Origin of the sequence: Pseudomonas sp. s4, assembly GCF_046764235.1 — a bacterium.
GTDB lineage: Bacteria > Pseudomonadota > Gammaproteobacteria > Pseudomonadales > Pseudomonadaceae > Aquipseudomonas > Aquipseudomonas asiatica.
In genome coordinates this window covers 5,980,165-6,003,476 of the sequence record NZ_CP177209.1, presented here as the reverse complement: position 1 = coordinate 6,003,476, position 23,312 = coordinate 5,980,165, and the positions used below count along the sequence as shown (strand labels likewise).

Annotated in this window: 20 protein-coding genes; 10 read left to right on the top strand and 10 right to left on the bottom strand. The window is 64.5% G+C overall.

Annotation, left to right across the window (positions count from 1 at the left end; translation table 11 throughout):
- The first annotated feature begins 73 nt into the window (after positions 1-73).
- From ACK56M_RS27790 to ACK56M_RS27765, 6 genes are all read left to right on the top strand, one after another.
- Positions 74-2,287: a heavy metal translocating P-type ATPase gene (locus tag ACK56M_RS27790; RefSeq protein ID WP_015272182.1), complete on the top strand. Its 2,214-nt coding sequence runs from the start codon at positions 74-76 to the stop codon at positions 2,285-2,287.
- Between the two features lie 9 nt (positions 2,288-2,296).
- Complete coding sequence (locus tag ACK56M_RS27785) at positions 2,297-3,166, top strand: LysR family transcriptional regulator (RefSeq protein WP_015272181.1); 870 nt, start codon at positions 2,297-2,299, stop codon at positions 3,164-3,166.
- A gap of 231 nt (positions 3,167-3,397) precedes the next feature.
- Positions 3,398-4,456, top strand: coding sequence for a putative 2-aminoethylphosphonate ABC transporter ATP-binding protein (locus ACK56M_RS27780; protein ID WP_015272180.1), 1,059 nt, complete (start codon positions 3,398-3,400; stop codon positions 4,454-4,456).
- Position 4,457: 1 nt separating this feature from the next.
- A complete protein-coding gene (locus ACK56M_RS27775; RefSeq protein ID WP_015272179.1) occupies positions 4,458-6,182 on the top strand; it encodes a putative 2-aminoethylphosphonate ABC transporter permease subunit in 1,725 nt (574 codons plus the stop codon).
- An 18-nt stretch (positions 6,183-6,200) separates the two neighbouring features.
- On the top strand, positions 6,201-7,226 hold the full coding sequence (locus tag ACK56M_RS27770) for a putative 2-aminoethylphosphonate ABC transporter substrate-binding protein (protein WP_015272178.1): 1,026 nt from the start codon (positions 6,201-6,203) through the stop codon (positions 7,224-7,226).
- 114 nt (positions 7,227-7,340) lie between these two features.
- Positions 7,341-7,889 (top strand): phosphonate degradation HD-domain oxygenase, encoded by a 549-nt coding sequence (locus tag ACK56M_RS27765; RefSeq protein ID WP_015272177.1) that lies wholly within the window; start codon positions 7,341-7,343, stop codon positions 7,887-7,889.
- 125 nt (positions 7,890-8,014) lie between these two features.
- On the opposite strand, the gene ACK56M_RS27760 is transcribed toward ACK56M_RS27765, so the two are convergent.
- Both ACK56M_RS27760 and ACK56M_RS27755 read right to left on the bottom strand, forming a co-directional pair.
- Positions 8,015-9,379 carry a GTPase/DUF3482 domain-containing protein gene (locus tag ACK56M_RS27760; RefSeq protein WP_061550299.1) on the bottom strand — a complete coding sequence of 455 codons (1,365 nt, stop codon included), beginning with the start codon at positions 9,377-9,379 and terminating at the stop codon, positions 8,015-8,017.
- Positions 9,372-10,763: a DUF2868 domain-containing protein gene (locus ACK56M_RS27755; RefSeq protein WP_085721773.1), complete on the bottom strand. Its 1,392-nt coding sequence runs from the start codon at positions 10,761-10,763 to the stop codon at positions 9,372-9,374. The genes ACK56M_RS27760 and ACK56M_RS27755 overlap by 8 nt, the downstream gene beginning before the upstream one ends.
- A gap of 54 nt (positions 10,764-10,817) precedes the next feature.
- Between ACK56M_RS27755 and ACK56M_RS27750 the strand changes: the two genes are divergently transcribed.
- The gene (locus tag ACK56M_RS27750; protein ID WP_054573402.1) at positions 10,818-11,333 is read left to right on the top strand and encodes a dihydrofolate reductase; all 516 of its coding nucleotides are present in this window, start codon (positions 10,818-10,820) and stop codon (positions 11,331-11,333) included.
- Positions 11,334-11,460: 127 nt separating this feature from the next.
- Here the strand turns inward: ACK56M_RS27750 and ACK56M_RS27745 are convergent, their stop codons facing one another.
- Positions 11,461-12,852, bottom strand: coding sequence for an L-cystine transporter (locus tag ACK56M_RS27745; protein ID WP_015272173.1), 1,392 nt, complete (start codon positions 12,850-12,852; stop codon positions 11,461-11,463).
- Between the two features lie 244 nt (positions 12,853-13,096).
- Here ACK56M_RS27745 and ACK56M_RS27740 point away from each other — a divergent pair, with 244 nt between their 5' ends.
- Positions 13,097-14,152, top strand: a complete 1,056-nt coding sequence (locus ACK56M_RS27740) for a haloacid dehalogenase-like hydrolase (RefSeq protein ID WP_411959166.1) — start codon at positions 13,097-13,099, stop codon at positions 14,150-14,152.
- 173 nt (positions 14,153-14,325) lie between these two features.
- Here the strand turns inward: ACK56M_RS27740 and ilvD are convergent, their stop codons facing one another.
- The 3 genes from ilvD to ACK56M_RS27725 all read right to left on the bottom strand — a co-directional run bounded on the left by ilvD (position 14,326) and on the right by ACK56M_RS27725 (position 18,267).
- A complete protein-coding gene (ilvD, locus tag ACK56M_RS27735) occupies positions 14,326-16,167 on the bottom strand; it encodes a dihydroxy-acid dehydratase (protein WP_025340988.1) in 1,842 nt (613 codons plus the stop codon).
- Positions 16,168-16,438: 271 nt separating this feature from the next.
- On the bottom strand, positions 16,439-17,635 hold the full coding sequence (locus tag ACK56M_RS27730; protein WP_013974648.1) for a class I SAM-dependent rRNA methyltransferase: 1,197 nt from the start codon (positions 17,633-17,635) through the stop codon (positions 16,439-16,441).
- 92 nt (positions 17,636-17,727) lie between these two features.
- Entirely contained in the window at positions 17,728-18,267 is a 540-nt protein-coding gene (locus ACK56M_RS27725) for a type 1 glutamine amidotransferase domain-containing protein (RefSeq protein ID WP_054573399.1), read from the bottom strand.
- A 191-nt stretch (positions 18,268-18,458) separates the two neighbouring features.
- Between ACK56M_RS27725 and ACK56M_RS27720 the strand changes: the two genes are divergently transcribed.
- Together ACK56M_RS27720 and mutM are read left to right on the top strand one after the other, a co-directional pair.
- On the top strand, positions 18,459-19,277 hold the full coding sequence (locus tag ACK56M_RS27720) for an HDOD domain-containing protein (RefSeq protein WP_170976286.1): 819 nt from the start codon (positions 18,459-18,461) through the stop codon (positions 19,275-19,277).
- Positions 19,278-19,280: 3 nt separating this feature from the next.
- Positions 19,281-20,093: a bifunctional DNA-formamidopyrimidine glycosylase/DNA-(apurinic or apyrimidinic site) lyase gene (gene mutM / locus ACK56M_RS27715; protein WP_010955661.1), complete on the top strand. Its 813-nt coding sequence runs from the start codon at positions 19,281-19,283 to the stop codon at positions 20,091-20,093.
- A gap of 156 nt (positions 20,094-20,249) precedes the next feature.
- Here the strand turns inward: mutM and ACK56M_RS27710 are convergent, their stop codons facing one another.
- The 4 genes from ACK56M_RS27710 to ACK56M_RS27695 form a co-directional block, all read right to left on the bottom strand.
- Positions 20,250-20,501 (bottom strand): YfhL family 4Fe-4S dicluster ferredoxin, encoded by a 252-nt coding sequence (locus ACK56M_RS27710; RefSeq protein WP_013974644.1) that lies wholly within the window; start codon positions 20,499-20,501, stop codon positions 20,250-20,252.
- Between the two features lie 108 nt (positions 20,502-20,609).
- Positions 20,610-21,089, bottom strand: a complete 480-nt coding sequence (gene coaD / locus ACK56M_RS27705) for a pantetheine-phosphate adenylyltransferase (RefSeq protein WP_014861498.1) — start codon at positions 21,087-21,089, stop codon at positions 20,610-20,612.
- A 112-nt stretch (positions 21,090-21,201) separates the two neighbouring features.
- The gene (locus ACK56M_RS27700; RefSeq protein ID WP_411959165.1) at positions 21,202-22,800 is read right to left on the bottom strand and encodes a GMC family oxidoreductase N-terminal domain-containing protein; all 1,599 of its coding nucleotides are present in this window, start codon (positions 22,798-22,800) and stop codon (positions 21,202-21,204) included.
- A 20-nt stretch (positions 22,801-22,820) separates the two neighbouring features.
- On the bottom strand, positions 22,821-23,306 hold the full coding sequence (locus tag ACK56M_RS27695) for a hypothetical protein (RefSeq protein WP_015272165.1): 486 nt from the start codon (positions 23,304-23,306) through the stop codon (positions 22,821-22,823).
- Positions 23,307-23,312 lie beyond the last annotated feature (6 nt).

The window sequence follows — 23,312 nt, the reverse complement described above, 5'->3', positions numbered from 1 at the left end:
CCAGCAAGTGGCTTGACCCTATAGTGGCTACAGGGTGTTCACTTGGCAACAGGCTCAAATTAAGGATGACCCCATGAACCAGCCTGTCAGCCACGAACACAAGCACGATCACCACGCCCACAGCTGCTGTGGCAGCGCTGCTGCGCCAGCGTTGGTCCAGCTGAGCGAAAAGGCCAGCAGCCACGCCCAGTTCAGCCGTTTCCGCATCGAGGCCATGGACTGCCCTACCGAGCAGACCCTGATCCAGGACAAGCTGGGCAAGCTGGCCGGTATCGAGCAGCTGGAGTTCAACCTGATCAACCGTGTGCTTGGCGTGCGCCACACCCTGGGTGGCACTGCTGAAATCGAGCAGGCCATCGACAGCCTGGGCATGAAAGCCGAGCCGCTTGGCGCCGAAGACGATAGCACTGCCAGCGCACCGCAAGTGGCCAAGACCCGCTGGTGGCCCCTGGCGCTGTCCGGTATTGCCGCGATCGCCGCCGAAATCGTGCACTTTGCCGCACTGGCCCCGGAGTGGGTGGTGGCGGCGCTGGCGCTGGCAGCGATCCTCGGCTGTGGCCTGGGTACCTACAAGAAGGGCTGGATCGCCCTGAAAAACCGCAACCTCAACATCAACGCGCTGATGAGCATTGCCGTGACTGGCGCGGTGCTGATCGGCCAGTGGCCGGAAGCGGCCATGGTGATGGTGTTGTTCACCGTCGCCGAGCTGATCGAAGCCCGCTCGCTGGACCGCGCGCGCAACGCCATTGGCGGCCTGATGCAGCTCACCCCGGACATGGCTACCGTGCGCCAGGCCGATGGCCAGTGGCGGGAAGCAGAGGTGCGGGAGGTGGCCATCGGGGCCCTGGTGCGGGTACGCCCCGGCGAACGCATTGGCCTGGACGGTGAAGTGACCAGCGGGCAATCCACCGTCGATCAGGCACCGATCACCGGCGAAAGCCTGCCTGTGGAGAAGACGGTGGGCGACAAGTTGTTCGCCGGCACCATCAACCAGGCAGGGGCGCTGGAGTTCCGCGTTACCGCTGCTGCCGGGCAATCGACCCTGGCGCGGATCATCAAGGCCGTCGAGGAAGCGCAAGGCGCGCGGGCGCCTACCCAGCGTTTCGTCGACCGCTTCTCGCGCATCTACACCCCAGTGGTGTTTGCCATTGCCCTGGCCGTTGCGGTGATACCGCCGCTGTTCATGGCCGGTGCCTGGTTCGACTGGGTCTATCGCGCCCTGGTGCTGCTGGTGGTGGCCTGCCCGTGTGCCCTGGTGATCTCGACCCCGGTGACCATCGTCAGCGGCCTGGCTGCCGCCGCGCGCAAGGGCATCCTGATCAAGGGTGGCGTGTACCTGGAAGGCGGGCGCCAGTTGGACTTCCTGGCCCTGGACAAGACCGGCACTATCACCCACGGCAAGCCGGTGCAAACCGATGCCAAGGTACTGGAGCCGCTGTTCGAAGGCCGCGCGCAAGCCCTGGCCGCCAGCCTTGGCGAGCGTTCGGACCACCCGGTCTCCCGCGCCATTGCCCAGTTCGGCAAGGAGCAAGGCCTGGCCTTGAGCGAGGTAGACGACTTCGCAGCCCTTGCCGGGCGCGGCGTGCGCGGCACCATCGCGGGTGAGGTTTACCACTTGGGTAACCACCGTCTGGTCGAGGAGCTGGGGCTGTGCTCGCCCGAGCTCGAGGCCCAGTTGGATGCGCTGGAGCGCCAGGGCAAGACCGTGGTGCTGCTGCTCGACCGCTCCGGCCCGTTGGCGCTGTTCGCGGTGGCCGACACGGTCAAGGAAAGCAGTCGCCAGGCCATCGCCGAGCTGCACGAGCTGGGCATCAAGACTGTCATGCTGACCGGTGACAATCCACATACCGCCCAGGCCATCGCCACCGTGGTGGGTATCGACCGTGCCGAAGGCAACCTGCTGCCTGCCGACAAGCTCAAGAGCATCGAAACCCTGTACGCCCAGGGCCATCGGGTGGGCATGGTCGGTGACGGCATCAACGACGCCCCGGCACTGGCTCGTGCCGAGATCGGTTTTGCAATGGCGGCGGCCGGTACCGACACCGCCATCGAGACCGCCGATGTGGCGCTGATGGACGACGACTTGCGGAAAATCCCGGCCTTCGTCAGGCTGTCGCGCCAAAGTGCGGCGATCCTCATGCAGAACATCGTTCTGGCGTTGGGCATCAAGGCGATATTCCTGGCGATCACCTTTGCCGGCATGGCCACCATGTGGATGGCGGTGTTTGCCGACATGGGCGTGAGCCTGCTGGTGGTGTTCAACGGCTTGCGCCTGTTGCGCAAATAGAGGACGTGCATGCTGAGTTCGGAGCTTAAAGCCTTCTACATGGTGGCCCGCCTGGGCAGCATCACCCTGGCGGCGAAGAAGCTCGGCCTCAGCCAGCCCACGGTGACCACGCAGATTCGCAACCTGGAGAGCCAGTACGCGGTGGAGCTGTTCTACCGCGGCGGGCGGCGCCTGGTGCTGAGCGAGGAGGGCGTGCGCCTGCTGCCGATGGTCAAGGCACTGCTTCAGCAGGAAGCCGACATCGAGTTCGAACTGCGCAACAGCGGCCAGGCACAGGGCAGCCTGCGCATCGCGGCCACGGCGCCTTACTACATCCTCGACCTGGTGAAGATCTACCGCGAACGCCTGCCGCAGGTGGAAGTGGCGGTGGAAATCGGCAACTCGCAGCAGGTGCTGGAGATGCTCGAGGACTACCGGGTGGATATCGCCGCTTCGTCGCAACTGCTGGAAGACGCGCGGCTGGTGCGGCGGGTGCTGGGGACTGACCCGTTGGTGGTGGCGGTGCATCGCAACCACCCGTTGGCGCACCGCCAGGCGGTGTCCATTGACGTGGTGGCCGGGCATTGCCTGCTGATGCGCGAGAAGGGCTCGACCACACGCAAGCTCACCGAGCAGATGATGCAGGAGGCCGGGGTGAAAGCCGGGGCGTTGCTGGAGATTGGCAGCCGCGAATCGATCCGTGAGGCGGTACTGCGCAATATCGGCATCAGCGTGATTGCCCGGCACGAGGTGCCGCACAACCCTGAGTTGCGGGTGCTGGCGCTGGAGAACGCGCCGGTGATGCATGAGTACCTGTATTGCCTGAAGGAGCGGCGCCAGGCGCGGTTGCCGGCGGCCTTCCTTGGGGTGGCGCAGGAAGTGGCCGGTTCGCACTTCTGATAGCCATGTAGTGGCTGTACCGGCCCTATCGCCGGCAAGCCAGCTCCCACAGGTACCCCACAGTCCTTGAAACCTGTGCAGTACCTGTGGGAGCTGGCTTGCCGGCAATAGGGTCCTTGAAGGCCACTACAAAATCTGCCTATACCACTATCACCCGCTTTTGCCCTAAAGCCACAGAACCTTCGCACAGCCTTCCTAGCATGGCCTCCATCTCTTCGATGAGGCCCTGCCATGAACCACACCACCCCCGGCGCACAGATGAAAGTGCGCAACATCCACAAGCGCTTCGGCGCCTTCACGGCGCTGAATGATGTCTCGCTGGACATCGCCGCCGGCGAACTGGTGTGCCTGCTCGGCCCGTCCGGCTGCGGCAAGACCACGTTGCTGCGCTGCATCGCCGGCCTGGAGCGCCAGGACCGCGGTACGTTGTACATCGGCGAGCGCGATATCTCCGAGCTGCCACCCCAGGCCCGTGACTACGGCATCCTGTTCCAGTCCTACGCGCTGTTCCCCAACCTCACCGTCGAAGCCAATATCGCCTATGGCCTGACTGGCAGCGGCCGTGAACAGGCCCGCCAGCGAGTGACCGAAATGCTCGAACTGGTGGGCCTGGCCGGCAGCGAGAAGAAATACCCCGGCCAGCTTTCCGGTGGCCAGCAGCAGCGTGTGGCCCTGGCCCGCGCGCTGGCACCGTCGCCGTCGTTGCTGCTGCTGGACGAGCCGATGTCGGCGCTGGATGCCCGGGTGCGCGAGCACCTGTGCACCGAACTGCGCCAGCTGCAGCGCCAGCTGGGTATCACCACGCTGATGGTCACCCACAACCAGGACGAGGCCATGTTGATGGCCGACCGCATTGCGGTGATGAACAACGGCCAGGTCGAGCAGTACGCCACCCCGCAGGAAATCTACGACCAGCCGGCCACGCCGTTCGTTGCCGAGTTCGTCGGCCAGGGCAACTGGTTGCCGTTCCAGCGCAGCAGTGACAGCCATGCCCAGGTCGGTGGCATGAACATGCGTCTGGCACCAGGTTCGGCCCGACCCAGCAGCGGCCGGCTGTTCTGCCGCCCGGAGGCGATCACGGTCAACCCGGCGGTGCACGAAGAAAACCTGTTCCCGGCCATGGTCCGTGAAATAACGTTCCTCGGTAACCGCTGCCGCATGAGCTTCGAGCTCAAGGCGCTGCCTGGCCATGCACTGCTGGCGGAGTTGGCCCCCGAGGCCATGCCGCGGCTGGGCTCGCAGGACATCTGGGTGGCGCTGCCGCCGCAGAGCCTGCAGGTGTTTGCCTGAGATGGCCGCACCAATGTCCTTGCCGCTGAGCCAGGCCAAAGCCACGCCGCGTGCTGGTGTCGCCTTGGGCGACCGGTTGTTCGTCGTCGGCGGCAAGAGCCTGCTGCTGATCCTTCTGGTGCTGGCGGTGCTGATGCCGCTGCTGGCGATCTTCTGGCGCGGCTTCAGCGCAGAAGCGGGCCAGGGTGGTGGCCTGCTGGCGGCCCGCGAACTGTTGGCCAGTGAAAACTTCCACTGGCTGCTGGGCAACAGCCTGTCGGTGGCCTTCACGGTGGCAGCCATCGTGGTGCCGCTGGCCTACCTGTTCGCCTATGCCCTGCAACGCACGCTGATTCCGGGCAAAGGTCTGTGGCGGGGGATTTCGCTGCTGCCGCTGTTGGCGCCGTCGATGCTGCCGGCCATCGCCCTGGTCTACCTGTTCGGTAACCAGGGGCTGCTGCGCGGGTTGCTCAGCGACAACATCTATGGCTTCTGGGGCATTGTGCTGGGCGAGGCCATCTATACCTTCCCGCATGCCCTGATGATCCTGCTGTCGGCGCTATCGCTGGCCGATGCACGCCTGTTCGACGCAGCGTCCAGCATGGGTGCCGGCCCTTGGCGAGCGTTCACCAGCATCACCTGGCCGGCCACGCGCCAGGCAGTATTCGCAGCGTTCTGCCTGGTATTTACCCTGACCATCACCGACTTCGGTGTACCGGTCGTGGTCGGCGGCGACTATCAGGTGCTGGCGCTGGAAGCCTACAAGGCGGTGGTCGGCCAGCAGCAGTTCGGCCGCGGCGCGTTGATCGGCATGGTGCTGCTGTTGCCGGCGCTGTTCAGCTTTACCGTCGATGCCTGGCTGCGCCGGCGCCAGGGCGAAGCCATGAGCGGCCGTGCCCAGGTGTTCGAGCCCAAGCCGTCGCGCGGCCGTGATGCCTGCTTCCTGGCGATCGTGCTGCTGGTGTGCGCGGCATTGCTGCTGGTGATCGGCATGGCGGTGTATTCGTCGCTGGTCACGTTCTGGCCCTACAACCTGTCGTTGTCGCTGCGTCACTACATGTTCGAGGACACCGCCGGTGGTGGCTGGCTGGCCTACCGCAACAGCGTGACCATGGCCATCGGCACCGCGCTGATCGGCAGCATCGTGATCTTCACCGGCGCCTACCTGATGGAGAAGACCCAGGGCCAACGCCTGCTCAACCAGGCGCTGCGCCTGCTCAGCTTCATCCCCATGGCCGTGCCGGGCCTGGTGCTGGGCCTGGGCTACGTATTCTTCTTCAACCTGAACGGCAACCCGCTGCATGTGTTCTACGGCGGCATGGGGCTGCTGGTGGTGTGCACCATCGCCCACTACCTGACCACCGCGCAGATGACCGCGACCACGGCCCTGCGCCAGCTCGACGGCGAGTTCGAGGCCGCCGCGCTGTCGCTGAAGGCGCCGCTGTACAGGCACTTCCTGCGGGTGACTGTGCCGATCTGCCTGCCGGCGCTGCTGGACATCATTCGCTACCTGTTCGTATCGGCGATGACCACCGTGTCGGCGGCGATCTTTCTGTACAGCCCCGACACCATCCTGGCTGCCGTCGCCGTGCTGAACATGGATGACGCCGGCAATGTCGGTGGTGCCGCCGCCATGTCGACTTTGATCCTGCTGACCAGTGCCGGCGCTTCACTGCTGCTGGCCGCAGCCTCACGCGGCCTGCTGCGCCGCTCCCAAGCCTGGCGCCAACGCGCCGCGACCGTCTGACCTGTAAGGAACCTACCCATGTACAAGCACCTTGCACTTGCTGCTGCCGTTTCCGCCGTGTTCAGCCTGCAGGCTTCGGCCGCTGGTACCCAGCTGACGGTCTACACCGCCCTGGAAGCCGAACAGCTGAAGAGCTACAAGCAGGCCTTCGAGAAGGCCAACCCGGACATCGAGATCAAGTGGGTTCGCGACTCTACCGGCATCATCACCGCCAAGCTGCTGGCCGAGAAAGACCGCCCGCAAGCCGACGCAGTGTGGGGCCTGGCTGCTTCCAGCCTGGCTATCCTCGACCAGAACGGCATGCTCGAAGCCTACGCACCGAAGGACCTGGGCAAGATTGCCGCCAACTACCGCGATGCTGCCAACCCGCCAGCCTGGGTCGGTATGGACGTGTGGGCCGCGACCATCTGCTTCAATACCATCGAGGCCGAGAAGCAGGGCCTGAGCAAGCCGGTAAGCTGGCAGGACCTGACCAAGCCCGAGTACAAGGGCAAGATCGTCATGCCGAACCCGGCCTCGTCCGGCACCGGCTTCCTGGATGTCAGTGCCTGGCTGCAGACCTTCGGCGAGCCACAGGGTTGGGCGTACATGGATGCACTGCACCAGAACATCGGCCAGTATGTTCATTCCGGTTCCAAGCCGTGCAAGCTTGCCGCAGCGGGTGAATTCCCGATCGGTATCTCGTTCGAGTACCCGGCCGTGCAGCTCAAGCGCCAGGGCGCGCCGCTGGACATCGTGCTGCCGAAGGAAGGCCTGGGTTGGGAGATCGAGGCGACTGCGGTGATCAAAGGTTCGCCAAAAGCGGATGCGGCCAGGCGCCTGGCTGATTTCTCGGCAAGCCCGGCGGCCATGGAGCTGTACAAGGAGAACTTCGCCGTGCTGGCTGCCCCGGGTATTGCCAAGCCGCAGACCGAACTGCCGGCGGACTATGAACAGCGCCTGATCAAGAACGACTTTGCCTGGGCCTCGAAGAACCGTGACCAGATCCTGGCCGAGTGGCGCAAGCGCTATGACGGCAAGTCGGAGAAGGTGGCTCAGCAGTAACCTGCACCGGCCTCTTCGCAGCACAAGGGCGCTCCTACGGGGCGGCGACAACCTGTAGGAGCAGCCTTGTGCTGCGAAGAAGCCACCACCCAATCAAGCCAGGAGAAGACGGTGATGCCAACCCCAGCCCAGATCATCGACAGCACCTTCGCGCTGTACGAACGCCACGGCAGTGACGACTACATCGGCGAAGCGATCACCCAGCTCGAACACATGTCCCAGGCCGCGCAACTGGCCATCGCCGAAGGCTTCGACGACGAAGTGGTGCTGGCGGCGTTCTTCCACGACATCGGCCACCTGTGCGGCGGTGACGCGAGCATGGGCGGCTATGGCGTGGTCAGCCATGAGCGCATCGGCGCTGAGTATTTACGCCGCTGTGGCTTCGGCGAACGCATGGCGCGGCTGGTGCAGTATCACGTGGAGGCCAAGCGCTACCTGACTTTGCGCCAGCCTGGGTATTACCAGCGGTTGAGTGAAGCGAGCCGGCGGACTTTGGAGTATCAGGGGGGCGTGATGAGCGAGGACGAGGCGGATGTGTTCGAGCGGGATCCGCTGTTCGAGGTGAGCTTGCGGATGAGGGAGTGGGATGAGCGGGCCAAGGTGGTCGGGGTGACGGTGATTGACCTGGATGGGTTGAAGCGGAAGGCTTTGGCATTACTTTGAGATGTGGGCTGCCTGTGCGGGCCTCTTCGCGGGTGAACCCGCTCCCACAGGAATAGTGCACATCTCAAGGAATGTGAGATACCTGTGGGAGCGGGTTTACCCGCGAAGAGGCCAGACCCGCTTGATCAAAACTGTGAAACCAGAGCCTCCAGCTGTTCCTGCCGCTCAGCCTGGTTCAGCTTCGCCCCAGGGTTCAGGGTGGACCACTGCGGATGCGCCCGCGCCTTGCTCAGCGCCTCCGGCAACTTGCCCTCCCGCCAGGCCTTCTCATCCAGTTCCCCCAGCCGAATGCTGTCCTGCGCCGCATGCCCGCGGTTTTCCAGCGCCACCATCAACTGCTGCTGACGCAAGGCCAGCAGGCGCAACACCGTGTCGTCCACCGTCAGCTCGCGCTTGCCCTTTAGCTTGCCCATCAACCGCGACCCATAGTTGCGCGCCGTCTGCAGCGCGCCGCCGGCAATCGCCCCGGCCAGGGCGGCAGCCCCCAGTGTCAGGCCGCCGACCAGCAGGTCCACCCCGGCACCCGCCGCAGCACCGGCGGCCACACCACTGCCCAAACGCACGCCCAGCAGCTTCAAGGTTTCGGGATTGAACAGGTCATCGCCCCAGCGGCCATCCAGCAACGGCAGGTCGCTGGCATGGGCGTCCTCGCGGCGGAAGGCATATAGCTTGAGCAGTGCCTCGACACAGCGCTGTTCGCGCTGGCGCACCTCTTGCCGCAATGCCTCGATGGCCCGGGCTTCGGCAGCCGGCTCGGCCTCGACGCTGCGCCGGCAGGCGGCGCAGTCCAGCAGCAGCTCGGCAATCAGGCGCTTGCCGCTGTGGCGGCGTGCCAGGCGCTGTGCCTGCTGGTCGTCGATCAGCCGCTGCAGGGCCGGGCGGGCGTCTTCCAGCAGCAGGGCCAGGCTTTCGTACAACCGGCGCTCGCCATCCTCTGGCGGGGCCACGCTGTCGAACCGCACCAACGCGTGAAGCCCAAGCCTGGCAAGGGCTTCACGCCATTGCGGCTCGCGGTGCTGATGGCTGGCGACGAAATTGAGCACCGGTAGCAGCGGTTTGCCGCAGCTGGCCAGCACTTCCAGTTCGTCGCGGTATTTGGCCAGCACTGGTTCGCGGGCGTCGATCACATACAAGCCGGCATTGCTGGCCAGCAGCTGGCGTAGCACCTTGGCCTCCTGCTCGAAACGCTGGCGTGCCTCGCTGCCTTGCAGAAAGCGCTCGAGGCGGGCCGGGCCGTCCAGGCGCTCGCCCGGGCGCTCCAGGCGTTCGAGATAATCGAGCAGGGCAATGGCGTCTTCCAGGCCCGGGGTGTCATACAACTCGAGCAAAGGTTCGCCGTCCACCGACAGCCGCGCACCTTCCACATGGCGGGTGGTGCTGGGGCGGTGGGAAACTTCGCCAAAGCCGACGTCACGGGTCAGGGTGCGCAGCAGCGAGGTCTTGCCGACGTTGGTGTGGCCGACCACGGCCAGTTTCAGCGGCTCAGTCATGGCCATGCTCCAGCCAGGTCAGCGGCGAGGTATCGGCATGCGCCAGACCAAGGCGGTCGAGGGCTTCGTGCCAGTCGCCCAGGCGCTGGGCGTCCAGGGCCTCGCCCGGTGCGGCCTGCAGTAGCCATATACGGGTGGCGCCGGCGTTGCGTGCCAGTTCGGCGAGCAACGCCAGGCTGCCACGATCGGGAGAGCGGCGCGGGTCGCAAGCGATGGCCAGGCGTGCTGGCGGGAAACGGCTGAGCTGTTCGAGCAGGCGGTTACGCGATTCTCGGCTGTCGAGCACGCCGGCACTGGTTACGCTTTTTGGCAGCGCGGGCGGCCAGGGGTGCTGGTCGTCCAGCTCCAGGCCGACCAGCAGGGCGCCGCTGCTGCCACTTTCCAGCTGGCCAGCGGCAAACTGCGGCAAGGCCTCGGGCGCGGCATCCTGGACGCCGATGCGTTCGCTGCGCGGCATCAGCGCTTCACGCAGCTGCGCGTAGCCGGGCAGGCTGAGGTCCAGCGCCAGGCGTTGGCGGCCTTGACGCCAGCGCCACAGGCACAGCCCGGCCAACAGCAGGCGCGGAAGCAGGCCGTACACCAGCACCACGCCAAGCAGCCAGCTGGCCCAGGCCTGGCGCGCCAGGTCCAGGGCCGGCTGGCTGTCGCCGCTGGCGCGGATCATGGCCTCGTCGGGTACCGTGAAGCCCAGCAACGAGGGCAGCGCGCCCAAGGCCTGGGTCAGGTGGATGAACGGGTCGGCGGCGAGCAGGGTTGTCTCCCAGACAAAGCCATAGCGCCGGGTCGCCAGCAAGGCCAGCAGCATGCCCAGCGCGGTGATCATCGCCAGCAGCCACAGGCCATGCACCAGCAGGCCGAGCAGCCAGCGGTTGAGGCGTTGACGTTGCAGCAGCACCAGCAGCGCCGGTGCCAGGTGCGCGGCCTTGGCGTCACGGGCAAAGCGTTCGCTCAGCCACAGCCACAAACGGCCCAGCCCCGCGCCATGCTCGCCGCTCAGGGCAAAGCCGATGGCCCAGCCCAGCAGCATCAGCAGGTTCAGCCCGAGCAGGCTGCCGAGGGCCCAGAACACATTCACCGGGCGCTGCCCGTCGCTCAAGGCGGCCAGGGCCAACCCTGCGCCGCTGAGCACGGCCAGTACCAGCAAGGCCAGCAGCGCCAGGCGTGCGCCCTGTTTCCAGTGGCGCAGGGCGGTGGTGATGCCGTCGCGTTCGGCCAGGAACAGGGCACGGGTTTCGATGCGGGCCGCCAGGTCACCGCCTGCCTGGCGGGCGCAGCGGTTGGCTTCCTGGTCCTCCAGCGGGCCGGCATGTTCCTCGCGCAGGCGTACCGCTTCGGTGAGCCAGCGCTTGTCCAGTGAAGTGGGTGCAGTCACAAGGTCTTCCATTGCACAGGTCAGGGCAGAAGCATAACCCACACGCCCGGTGCTATCCTCGCTGGCATGAATACATCACTCCCCCTCAGCCTGATCGCGGCTCACGCCGAGAACCGCGTGATCGGCGTCGACAACTCCATGCCCTGGCATCTGCCGGGGGACTTCAAGTACTTCAAGGCCACTACCCTGGGCAAGCCGATCATCATGGGGCGCAAGACCTGGGACTCGCTGGGCAGGCCATTGCCCGGGCGGTTGAATATCGTCGTCAGCCGGCAGGCAGGGCTGGAACTGGCGGGGGCCGAGGTGTTTGGCTCGCTGGAAGAGGCGCTGGTGCGGGCCGAGCAGTGGGCGCGTGAGCAGGGCGTTGATGAGCTTATGCTGATTGGCGGGGCGCAGCTGTATGGGCAAGCGCTGGAGAAAGGGCTGGTCAGCCGCATGTACCTGACGCGGGTCGAGTTGTCGCCGGAAGGGGATGCGTGGTTCCCTGAGTTCGATCGGGGGCAGTGGAAGCGGGTATCGAGCGAGGCGCAGGCTGAGGAAGGCAAGCCTGGGTATCATTTCGAGGTCTGGGACAAGGTTTGAGATTGCCGGGGCTGCCTTGCAGCCCTATCGCGACACAAGGCCGCTCCTACATTGATCGGCGTACGCTGGGCGATTGTAGGAGCGGCCTTGTGTCGCGACAGGGGCGCAACGCGCCCCCGGCAATCTGTCAGGAATGACTCAGCTCGGCATGTTCATCGCCAGCCAGCACATCCTTGTCGGTCTCTTTCAGCAGTTGGCTGGTCACCACCCCTGCGGTCATCGAACCGTTCACGTTCAACGCCGTGCGGCCCATGTCGATCAGCGGCTCCACCGAAATCAGCAACGCCACCAGCTCCACCGGCAAGCCCATGGCCGGCAGCACGATCAGTGCGGCGAAAGTTGCACCGCCACCTACGCCGGCAACACCTGCCGAACTCAGGGTGACGATGGCCACCAGGGTGGCGATCCACAGCGGGTCGAAGGTATCGATGCCCACCGCCGGCGCCACCATCACCGCCAGCATCGCGGGATAGAGCCCGGCGCAGCCGTTCTGGCCAATGGTGGTACCGAACGATGCGCTGAAGCTGGCAATCGACTGCGGTACGCCCAGGCGGCGGGTTTGCGCTTCGATGTTCAGCGGAATGCTGGCGGCGCTGGAGCGGCTGGTGAAGGCGAAGGTCAGCACCGGCCACACCTTGCGGAAGAAGCGCAGCGGGCTCACGCCGGTGGCGGCGAGGATAATGCCGTGCACCACGAACATCAGCGCCAGGCCCAGGTACGACACCACCACGAAGCTGCCCAGCTTGAGGATGTCTTCCATGTTCGAGCTGGCCACCACCTTGGTCATCAGCGCCAGTACGCCATACGGGGTCAACTTCATTACCACCCGCACCAGGCGCATCACCCAGGCCTGCAGGGTGTCGATGGCCGACAGTGCGCGCTCGCCTTTCTCGGCATCGTCCTTGATCAGCTGCAGCGCGGCCAGGCCCAGGAACACGGCAAAGATCACCACGCTGATGATCGAGGTCGGCTTGGCCCGTGCCAGGTCACCTACCGGGTTGCTGGGGATGAACGACAGCAGCAGTTGCGGGATGTTGAGGTCGGCGACCTTGCCGGCGTAGTCGCTGTGGATAACCTGCATGCGCGCGCTTTCCTGGGCGCCGGCCACCAGGCCTTCGGCGCTGAGGCCGAACAGGTTGGTCAGGACGATGCCGATCAACGCAGCGATGGCGGTGGTCAGCAGCAGGGTGCCGATGCTCAGCACACTGATGCGGCCCAACGACGAGGCATTGTGCAGGCGCGCCACGGCACTGAGGATCGAGGCGAAGATCAGCGGCATGACGATCATCTGCAACAGGCCGACGTAGCCGTTGCCGACCAGGTCGAGCCAGGCGATGGTGGCCTTGAGCACAGGGTGGCCCGCGCCATAGACGGTATGCAGGATCAGGCCGAACACCACGCCCAGCACCAGGCCCAGCAATACCTTCTTGGCCAGGCTCCAGTCGGTGCGGCGGGTTTGTGCCAGGCCCAGCAACAGGGCCAGGAACGCCAGCAGGTTAAGGGACAGCGGCAGGTTCATTGAAGCTCCAGCAGAAAAAAGCAGAAGAGGCATCGCCCCTGTGAGCGATTGCGAACGGAAATGCTAACAGCCTGAAAACAAACGAATTTATACCCAAATGGAATGTGTATAGTCGTTTATGGAATAACGATGTGTCGCGGATTGCAATGAACGCGGCGTTTGCAGCTGCATGGAGGTCGTTATCGAGGGCTGCCAGCGGAGGGTGTTGCACTAGCGTTTCTGGGTCATTTCAGGAGATTCGTACATGAAGTTTGCTCCGAAAGCCGTCGCCGTCGGCCTGTCCCTGTTGTTCAGTATCGAAACCTTCGCCACCGAGCTCAAACACTGGCCCGCCGAGGCGGCCAAGCAGCTCGACAGCATGATCGCCGCCAATGCCAACAAGGGTAACTACGCGGTATTCGACATGGACAACACCAGCTACCGCTACGATCTTGAAGAGGCCTTGCTGCCTTTCATGGAAAACAAGGGCCTGTTGAGCCGTGACAAGCTCGACCCGTCGTTGAAGCTGATGCCGTTCAAGGACACCGCCGAACATAAGGAAAGCCTGTTCAGTTACTACTACCGGCTGTGCGAAGTCGATGACATGGTCTGCTACCCGTGGGTGGCCCAGGTGTTCTCCGGCTTTACCCTACAGGAGCTGAAAGTGCAGGTGGATGAGCTGATGGCCTCCGGCAAGCCGATCCCCAGCACCTATTACGAAGGCGATCAGGTCAAGGCCATCGAGGTACAGCCGCCCAAGGTCTTCAAGGGCCAGGCCGAGCTGTACAACAAGCTCATGGAGAACGGTATCGAGGTCTATGTGATTTCCGCGGCATCAGAGGAACTGGTGCGCATGGTCGCGTCGGACCCCAAGTACGGCTACAACGTGAAGCCGCAGAACGTGATTGGCGTCAGCCTGTTGCTGAAGGACCGCGCCAGCGGCCAGTTGACCACCGCGCGCAAGCAGATCAGCGCCGGGCACTATGATGCCAAGGCCAACGTGGGGCTGGAGCTGACCCCGTACCTGTGGACTCCGGCCACCTGGATGGCGGGCAAGCAGGCGGCGATCCTGACCTATATCGATGAGTGGAAGAAGCCGGTGCTGGTGGGGGGCGATACGCCGACCAGCGATGGCTACATGCAGTTTCATGGGGTGGATGTGGGCAAAGGTGGCATCCACTTGTGGATAAACCGCAAGGCCAAATACATGGACCAGATCAACGGGATGATTGCCAAAAATGCGGCGGCGCAGGCCAAGGAAGGGTTGCCGGTGACGGCGGACAAGAACTGGGTGGTCGTGACGCCGGAGCAGATTCAGTAAGCCTTGTGGTGCCTGTGCTGGCCTCTTCGCGGGCACGCCCGCTCCCACCAGGACTCCGCAGCCTTTGAGCCAGGCGCTGTACCTGTGGGAGCGGGTTTACCCGCGAAAGGGCCCTTACAGGCATAAAAAACCGGCGCCCAGGGCGCCGGTTCTTCATTCACACCGTCAGAGCCTCACAGCCCTTCCAGCATCGCCTTGTTACGCACAGCACCCTTGTCGGCACTGGTCGCCAGCAGGGCATAGGCCTTCAGCGCGGTGGTCACCTTGCGTGGGCGTACTTCAGCCGGTTTCCAGCCCTTCTTGTCCTGCTCGACACGGCGCTCGGCCAGCTCTTCGTCGCTGACCTGCAGGTTGATCGAACGATTCGGGATGTCGATCAGCACCTTGTCGCCGTCGCGCACCAGGCCGATGGCGCCGCCAGCGGCGGCTTCCGGCGAGGCGTGGCCGATCGACAGGCCCGAGGTGCCGCCCGAGAAGCGGCCGTCGGTGAGCAGGGCGCAAGCCTTGCCCAGGCCCTTGGACTTCAGGTACGAGGTCGGGTACAGCATTTCCTGCATGCCCGGGCCACCTTTCGGGCCTTCGTAGCGGATGATCACGATGTCGCCGGCCTTCACTTCGTCGGCGAGGATGCCGCGTACGGCGCTGTCCTGGCTCTCGAAGATCTTCGCGGTGCCTTCGAACACCAGGATCGACTCGTCGACACCGGCGGTTTTCACCACGCAGCCATCCAGCGCGATGTTACCGTACAGCACGGCCAGGCCGCCTTCCTGCGAATAGGCGTGCTCGACACTGCGGATGCAGCCGTTCTCACGGTCGTCATCCAGGGATTCCCAACGGGTCGACTGGCTGAATGCCGTCTGGGTCGGGATGCCGGCAGGGCCGGCCTTGAAGAAGGTGTGCACGGCTTCGTCATCGGTCTGGGTGATGTCCCACTTGGCGATGGCTTCTTCCATGCTGCGGCTGTGCACGGTCGGCAGGTCGGTGTGCAACAGGCCGCCACGGGCCAGCGAGCCGAGGATGCTGAAGATGCCGCCGGCACGGTGCACGTCTTCCATGTGATATTTCTGAATGTTCGGCGCAACCTTGCACAGCTGCGGCACCTTGCGCGACAGGCGGTCGATGTCGCGCAGGTCGAACGCCACCTCGGCTTCCTGGGCGGCAGCCAGCAGGTGCAGGATGGTGTTGGTCGAGCCGCCCATGGCGATGTCGAGCATCATGGCGTTCTCGAACGCCTTGAAGTTGGCGATGTTGCGCGGCAGTACCGACTCATCGTTCTCGCCGTAGTAGCGCTTGCACAGCTCGACGATGGTGCGGCCGGCAGTGAGGAACAACTGCTCGCGGTCGGCGTGGGTGGCCAGGGTCGAACCGTTGCCCGGCAGGGCCAGGCCCAGGGCTTCGGTCAGGCAGTTCATCGAGTTGGCGGTGAACATGCCGGAGCACGAACCGCAGGTAGGGCAGGCGCTGCGCTCGTATTCGGCGACTTTTTCGTCGGAAGCCGAGGAGTCGGCGGCAATGACCATGGCGTCGACCAGGTCCAGGCCGTGGCTGGCCAGCTTGGTCTTGCCGGCTTCCATCGGGCCGCCGGAGACGAAGATTACCGGGATGTTCAGGCGCAGGGCGGCCATCAGCATGCCGGGGGTGATCTTGTCGCAGTTGGAGATGCACACGATGGCGTCGGCGCAATGGGCGTTGACCATGTACTCCACGGCGTCGGCGATGATCTCGCGGCTTGGCAGCGAGTAGAGCATGCCGTCGTGGCCCATGGCGATGCCGTCATCGACCGCGATGGTGTTGAATTCCTTGGCCACGCCACCGGCGCGTTCGATTTCGCGGGCGACCAGCTGGCCCAGGTCCTTCAGGTGCACGTGGCCCGGGACGAACTGGGTGAACGAGTTGGCGATGGCGATGATCGGTTTCTTGAAATCTTCGTCCTTCATCCCGGTGGCGCGCCACAGGGCACGGGCGCCGGCCATGTTGCGGCCTTGGGTGGAAGTCTTGGAACGATAATCAGGCATGAAACACTCCTGGCGGCTTAATCAGGTCACAAAAAGGGGAGTGAGCTTCTCTTGTCCTTTGTACCGCAGGCCGGTTGCCACTGGCACGGATGGGGCCGAAGACCGCGCGGGATCGCCGCGTGCTTGGGCAGAGCTCATAAACCCGCCGGGGATGACTGGCGATGAATAGGCCGATTCTACACCGCTGGCGCGGCGAGGGAATGCAGATGTGGATAGCTGGCGGGGAGATTGCAGCAGGAAAGGGCCGCTAGGCGGCCCTTTTTAGCGGATATCAGCTGTTTGGCAGCAACCGGCAGGTGATGCTCTTGATGTAGCGGGTTTCGGCAATGGCCGGGTGCACCGGGTGGTCCGGGCCTTGGCCGCCGCGTTCGAGCAACTGCAGGTTGCGGTCCAGGTGACGGGCGCTGGTCAGCAGGATGTTGTGCAGGTCGTCCTCGGGCAGGTGCATCGAGCACGAGGCACTGACCAGGATGCCGTCCTTGGTCAGCATGCGCATGGCCTGTTCGTTCAGGCGGCGGTAGGCCGCTTCGCCGTTCTTCAGGTCTTTCTTGCGCTTGATGAAGGCGGGTGGGTCGGCAATGATCACGTCGAAGCGCTCTTCGGCGGCCTTCAGTTCGCGCAGGGCCTCGAACACATCGCCTTCGATGCAGGTCAGTTTCTCGCTGATGCCGTTCAGCGCGGCGTTACGCTCCACGCCGTCCAGGGCGAAGCCCGAGGCGTCGACGCAGAACACTTCGCTGGCGCCGAAGGCACCGGCTTGCACGCCCCAGCCACCGATGTAGCTGAACAGGTCGAGCACGCGCTTGCCTTTCACGTACGGCGCCAGGCGTGCACGGTTCATGCGGTGGTCGTAGAACCAGCCGGTCTTCTGGCCTTCGCGTACCGGGGCTTCGAATTTGACGCCGTTTTCTTCCAGCGGCACCCAGTCCGGCACCTCGCCATAGACGGTTTCGACATAGCGCTGCAGGCCTTCGGCATCCCGTGCGGAGGAGTCGTTCTTGAACAGGATGCCGCTTGGCTTGAGCACCTGTACCAGGGCTGCAATCACGTCGTCCTTGTGCGCTTCCATGGTGGCGGAGGCCAATTGCACCACGAGGATGTCGAAGAAGCGGTCGACCACCAGGCCTGGCAACAGGTCGGAATCGCCATAGACCAGGCGGTAGCACGGTTGGTCGAACAGGCGCTGGCGCAGCGACAGGGCGACGTTCAGGCGGTGCACCAGCAGCGACTTGTCCAGCGGCAGCTTGGCGTCGCGCGACAGCAGGCGGGCGCAGATCAGGTTGTTCGGGCTCAGTGCGACGATACCCAGCGGCTTGCCGTTGGCCGCCTCGAGAACAGCCTGCTGGCCGGCCTGGAAGCCTTGCAGCGGGGTCGCGCTGACGTCGACTTCGTTGCTGTAGACCCACAGGTGGCCGGCGCGCAGGCGGCGGTCGGCATTGGCTTTGAGGCGTAGGCTGGGCAGGGACATGACGTCGCTCCGGGAAAAAGAGCGGGATTATAGCCTGTTGCCTGGGCACTCGTCCCTTGCAGGAGCAGCCTCGCGTCGGCCATGAGATGACGTCAGGCTGCCAATGCCTTGATCAGCTGCCGGTTGAACGCCGGAATGTCATCGGGCTGGCGGCTGGTGATCAGGTTGCCATCGACCACCACTTCTTCATCCACCCAGTCTCCGCCGGCATTGCGGATGTCGTCCTGCAGGGTCTTGTAGCTGGTCAGCCGCCTGCCCTTGGCCAACCCGCAGGACACCAGCAACCAGCCACCATGACAAATCACCGCCAGCAGCTTGCCAGCCGAATCGTGGCTTTTCACCAGTTTCTGCGCAGCGGGAATCAACCGAATCGTGTCAGAGTTTTGCACGCCACCGGGCAGCACCAGGGCATCGTAGAGGTCCAGGTGGGCGCTTTCGAAGGTTGCGTCCACGGCGAATGCGTCAGCCGGCTGGTCGTGGTTCCAGCCGCGTACCGTTCCCTCTTTGTCGCTGAGGATGTCCACCACCGCGCCGCTCTGTTCCAGGGCCTCGCGAGGGCCTGTCAGTTCCACTTGCTCGAAGCCGTTGGTGACCAGGAAAGCCACTCGCTTGCCGTTCAGTTCTGCACTCATGGGCCTTGCTCCTTTCCTTGATGAATATGAGAAAGAGGCCCGCATGGATAGAGTAAAGTTCCGGCGCAACGATTCAGTGGTTGGTCCCTTTCCGGTCTGGAGGGTTAGAATCGCCGGTCCCAAACGAGTGTGCACGTATGTCCCAAGAACTCAGCGCCGAACAGATCCAGCAAGCCTTGCAAGGCATCACCATCCCGCCGCAACCGCAGATAATGGTCGACCTGCAGTTCGAGCAGTACATGCCTGACCCGGACCTGGAAACCATCGCCAAGCTGATTTCCCAGGACCCGGGCCTCTCGGGCGCCTTGCTCAAGCTGGTCAATTCCCCGCATTTCGGTCTTTCCAACAAGATCGGTTCGATCCAGCGCGCGGTGAACCTGCTGGGCAGCCGTTCGATCATCAACCTGATCAACGCCCAGTCGATCAAGGGTGAGATGACCGACGAGACCATCGTTACCCTCAACCGCTTCTGGGACACTGCCCAGGACGTGGCGATGACCTGTCTGACCCTGGCCAAGCGCACCGGCATCCAGGCGGCGGACGAGGCCTACACCCTGGGCCTGTTCCATGACTGTGGCGTGCCGCTGATGCTCAAGCGCTTCCCCGACTATATGGATGTGCTGGAGGACGCCTATGCCAAGTCCGACGAGGAAACCCGCGTGGTCGACACCGAAAACCGCGTGTTCAACACCAATCATTCTGTGGTCGGCTATTTCACTGCCAAATCCTGGCGCCTGCCCGAGCACCTCAGCGCGGCCATTGCCAACCACCACAACGCTCTGGCGGTGTTCCGCGACGAGAGCTCGCGCAATACCCAGAGCCAGCTTAAAAACCTGCTGGCGGTGCTGAAGATGGCCGAGCACATCTGCGCATCGTACCGGGTGCTGGGCAACCAGGCCGTGGACCACGAATGGAATGTGGTCGGCCCGCTGGTGCTCGATTACATCGGCTTGTCGGAATACGATTTCGAGAACCTCAAGCAGAATATTCGCGAGATGGGCGGGCACTGACACATGCCGGAATTGCCAGAAGTAGAAACCACCCGACGCGGTATTGCGCCCCATCTGGAAGGCCAGCGTGTCAGCCGGGTAGTGGTGCGCGACCGGCGCCTGCGCTGGCCGATTCCGGAAGACCTGGATGTGCGACTGTCGGGGCAGCGCATCGTCAGTGTCGAGCGGCGCGCCAAGTATCTGTTGATCAATGCAGAGGTCGGCACCCTGATCAGTCACCTGGGCATGTCGGGCAACCTGCGCCTGGTCGAACTGGGCTTGCCGGCGGCCAAGCATGAGCATGTGGATATCGAGCTGGAGTCGGGGTTGATGCTGCGCTACACCGACCCGCGCCGCTTTGGCGCGATGCTGTGGAGCCTGGACCCGCTCAATCACGAACTGCTGCTGCGCCTGGGGCCTGAACCGCTGACCGACCTGTTCGACGGCGAGCGACTGTTCCAGCTGTCCCGTGGGCGGTCGATGGCGGTCAAGCCGTTCATCATGGACAACGCGGTTGTGGTGGGAGTGGGCAACATCTACGCCACCGAGGCGCTGTTTGCCGCTGGCATCGACCCCCGTCGGGAAGCGGGCGGGATTTCCCGGGCGCGCTACTTGAAGCTGGCGATCGAGATCAAGCGTGTGCTGGCGGCGGCGATCGAACAGGGCGGCACCACGCTACGCGACTTCATCGGTGGCGACGGGCAGCCGGGGTACTTCCAGCAGGAATTGTTCGTGTACGGGCGGGGCGGGCAGCCGTGCAAGGTGTGTGGCACGGAGTTGCGCGAGGTGAAGCTGGGGCAGAGGGCGAGTGTGTATTGCCCGCGTTGCCAGCGCTGAGGCAAGTTACGCAAAAACTTGTAGGAGCGGCCTTGTGTCGCGATGGGCCGCAAAGCGGCCCCGGCAATTTCTGCTGCGGAGCTGAAATTTGGGGGCGCTTCGCACCCCATCGCGACACAAGGCCGCTCCTACAGGTACAGCGTAGGGCTGAGGGGATCAGGCCTTGCCAGTAATCCGGCGGTACTTGGCCATCAGCTCTTCTTCGGTTTCCGGGTGCGCTTCATCCAGCGGGATGCAATCGACCGGGCAGACCTGCTGGCATTGTGGCTCGTCGTAATGGCCCACGCACTGGGTGCACAGGTTAGGGTCGATCACGTAGATCTCTTCGCCTTGGGAGATGGCCTCGTTCGGGCACTCGGGTTCGCAGACGTCGCAGTTGATGCAGTCGTCGGTGATGATCAGGGACATGGGGACTCCGGCCGGGGCTCCGCGCCCGGGCATGTTCAACGCAGTGGGCACAATTGTGCCGCATTCGCGCCCGCAGTGCACGCGGGCGCGATAATCAGCCGCTAAAGGTCATTTCTTGAAGCGTTCGGTCAGCGCCTCGGCCACCACTGGGTGGACGAATTTGCTGATATCACCGCCCAGGGCGGCAATTTCCCTGACCAGGGTCGAGGAAATGAACGAATAACGCTCCGAAGGCGTGAGGAACAGGCTCTCGACGTCGGGGGCCAGTTGCCGGTTCATGTTCGCCAGCTGAAACTCGTACTCGAAGTCGGACACCGCACGCAGGCCACGCAGGAAGACGTTGGCGCCCTGTTCCTTGGCGAAATGCGCCAGCAGGGAGGAGAAGCCGATGACTTCGACATTGGGCAGGTGCTTGGTGACCTCACGGGCGAGCTCCACCCGTTGTTCCAGCGGGAACAGCGGGTTTTTCTTCGGGCTGGCCGCCACCGCGATGATCACGTGGTCGAACAGCCGCGAGGCACGCTCGACCAGGTCGCCATGGCCTTTGGTAATGGGGTCGAAAGTACCCGGGTACAACACTCGGTTCATCGCGTCATCCTGGCTGGAGTGCGTTGGGGAGTCGGATGGTAGCGCAGCGACGGCGCCCCGGCCAAGTCATGCGGCCGGCTGACGGCACTATAGACAGGGGGCCTGTTCCTTGTCATGCACTGTGTGCCAGGCGGGCGACCAGTGCTTCGGTGAGCCTGGCACTGATGGCATACACCGACAGTTGCGGGTTGGCGCCGATGCTGGTGGGGAACAGTGAGCCATCGTGAACCGACAGGTTTTCCAGCTGGTGATGGCGGCCCAGGCTGTCGCATACTGCCTGGCGCGGGTCGTCGCCAAGGGCGCAGCCACCCATCACGTGAGCGCTGCCCAGGCGCGTGCGGAACGGCTCCAGGCGCAACTTGTCGATCATGGCCAAGGCGTGTTCCAGGCGGGACGCGGCGTTGGCGTCGCTGTGCACGGGGGTGACCTGGGTGGCACCAGCGGCGAACTGGATCTGCGCCATGCTGCGATAGGCGCGGCGCAGGCCGTCGCGCAGGTAATCGGTGACCGGGTAATCGAGCACCGGTGAGCCATCGCCGCGCAGCTCCACGGTCCCGCCCTGGCTTTGCGGGTGGAAGCCGTCACGCAGCAGCGCCAGCATCACGTGGGTATGTGGCAGCTCGGCCATGCGCTGGGCATTCTCGTGGCCATGCCCGTCCAGCAGCGTGCTGGCCAGGGCCGGGTGCAGCGGTGGCACCTCCAGCTTGTAGCCAATCGGGCCATCGTTGCCGCCTTGCCATTGGAAGTGGTCGCTGTAGATGGACTGTGGGGCGCCGTAGTAGGGGTCGATACGGTCGTTGAAGCGTGCTGCGCTGAAGTTGACCAGGTGCAGGAAGGTGCGTTTGCCCAGGCGTCCATGCGGGTCGGGCGCGTCGGAACGCAGCAGCAAGGCCGGGCTGTTGATGCCGCCACCGGCAAGGATGTAGTGACGCGCGCGAACGCGGACCTGCCGGCCTGTGGCATGTATGCCGTGGCTATCCAGGGCCTGGCATGACAGGCCCTGGATGCGCTCGCCGTTGTGTTCGAAGCGCTCGGCCCGCGCCAGGTACAGCAGCTCGCCGCCCTGTTCGAGGGTGGCGGGAATACGCGTTACCAGCATCGACTGCTTGGCATTCACCGGGCAACCCATGCCGCAGTAGCCCAGGTTCCAGCAGCCGCGCACGTTGCGCGGGATCACCGCCCAGCGGTAGCCCAGCTGTTCGCAGCCACGGCGCAGCACATCGTTGTTGGCGTTCGGTGGCAGGGCCCAGGGGGTGATGCCCAGTTCCTGCTCGATGCGCTCGAACCAGGGGCGCATTTGCTCCTCGCCCATGCCGGTCACGTTGTGGGCTGCGGCCCAGTGCGCCAGGGTCTGTGGCGGCGTGCGAAAGCTGGAGGTCCAGTTGACCAGCGTGGTGCCGCCCACGGCGCGGCCCTGGAGGATGGTGATGGCGCCGTCCTTGCTCATGCGGCCCAGGCCTTCCTGGTACAGGCTGGCATAGGCTTCGTTTTCCAGCAGGTGGAAATCGCTGCTGGTCTTCAGCGGGCCTTCTTCGATCAGCAGCACCTTGAAGCCGGCAGTGCTGAGCATTTGCGCGCTGGTAGCGCCGCCGGCCCCGCTGCCGATCACGGCAACGTCGGCTTCCAGCGTGAGGTCGTGCTCCAGGCGCGACGCGTCGTGGGTGATCCAGCCGCTTTCCAGGCCTTGGCGAAACGGGTCGGGTACAGGCATTGGTGCTGCTCTTGTTGTTTTCAGATTTTCGGTGGCCCGGGGTAGCCGCAGGCGGCCCAGGATTCGGGGCGTTCGTACCAGGCCATCTGCAGCAACTGCAACAGCGAGGCGTGGCCCATGCGCAGCAGGTTCAGCGAGCTGTCCTGCCAACGTTGCAGGAAGGCGGTGACCTGTGCCGCGCTGGCTTGTTCCCAGGCGCCCCAGACGCCGGTCAGGGGGCCGCGGGTGAGCGACAGGTTTAGCACGTCGAACAACTGCCGGGTGAGCTTGAGCATTTCCGGCGACAGCGCCGCCAGCTTGTGGTCGAGACTGTGCAGCACCAGAGTATCGGCAGCCTGCGTGCCGGCCAGTACTACCGGGATCAGCGCGCGCAACATCGGCAGATCGTCGTCCCGCAGTACCCGGTAACCCGTTGCGGCTGTCTGTGCGCTGCAGCCGACCAGGCTGGTACCGGCCAGAAAGACGCTGGCGCCAAGGCTGAAGCGCAACAGTTCGCGGCGGTGCATCTGCCG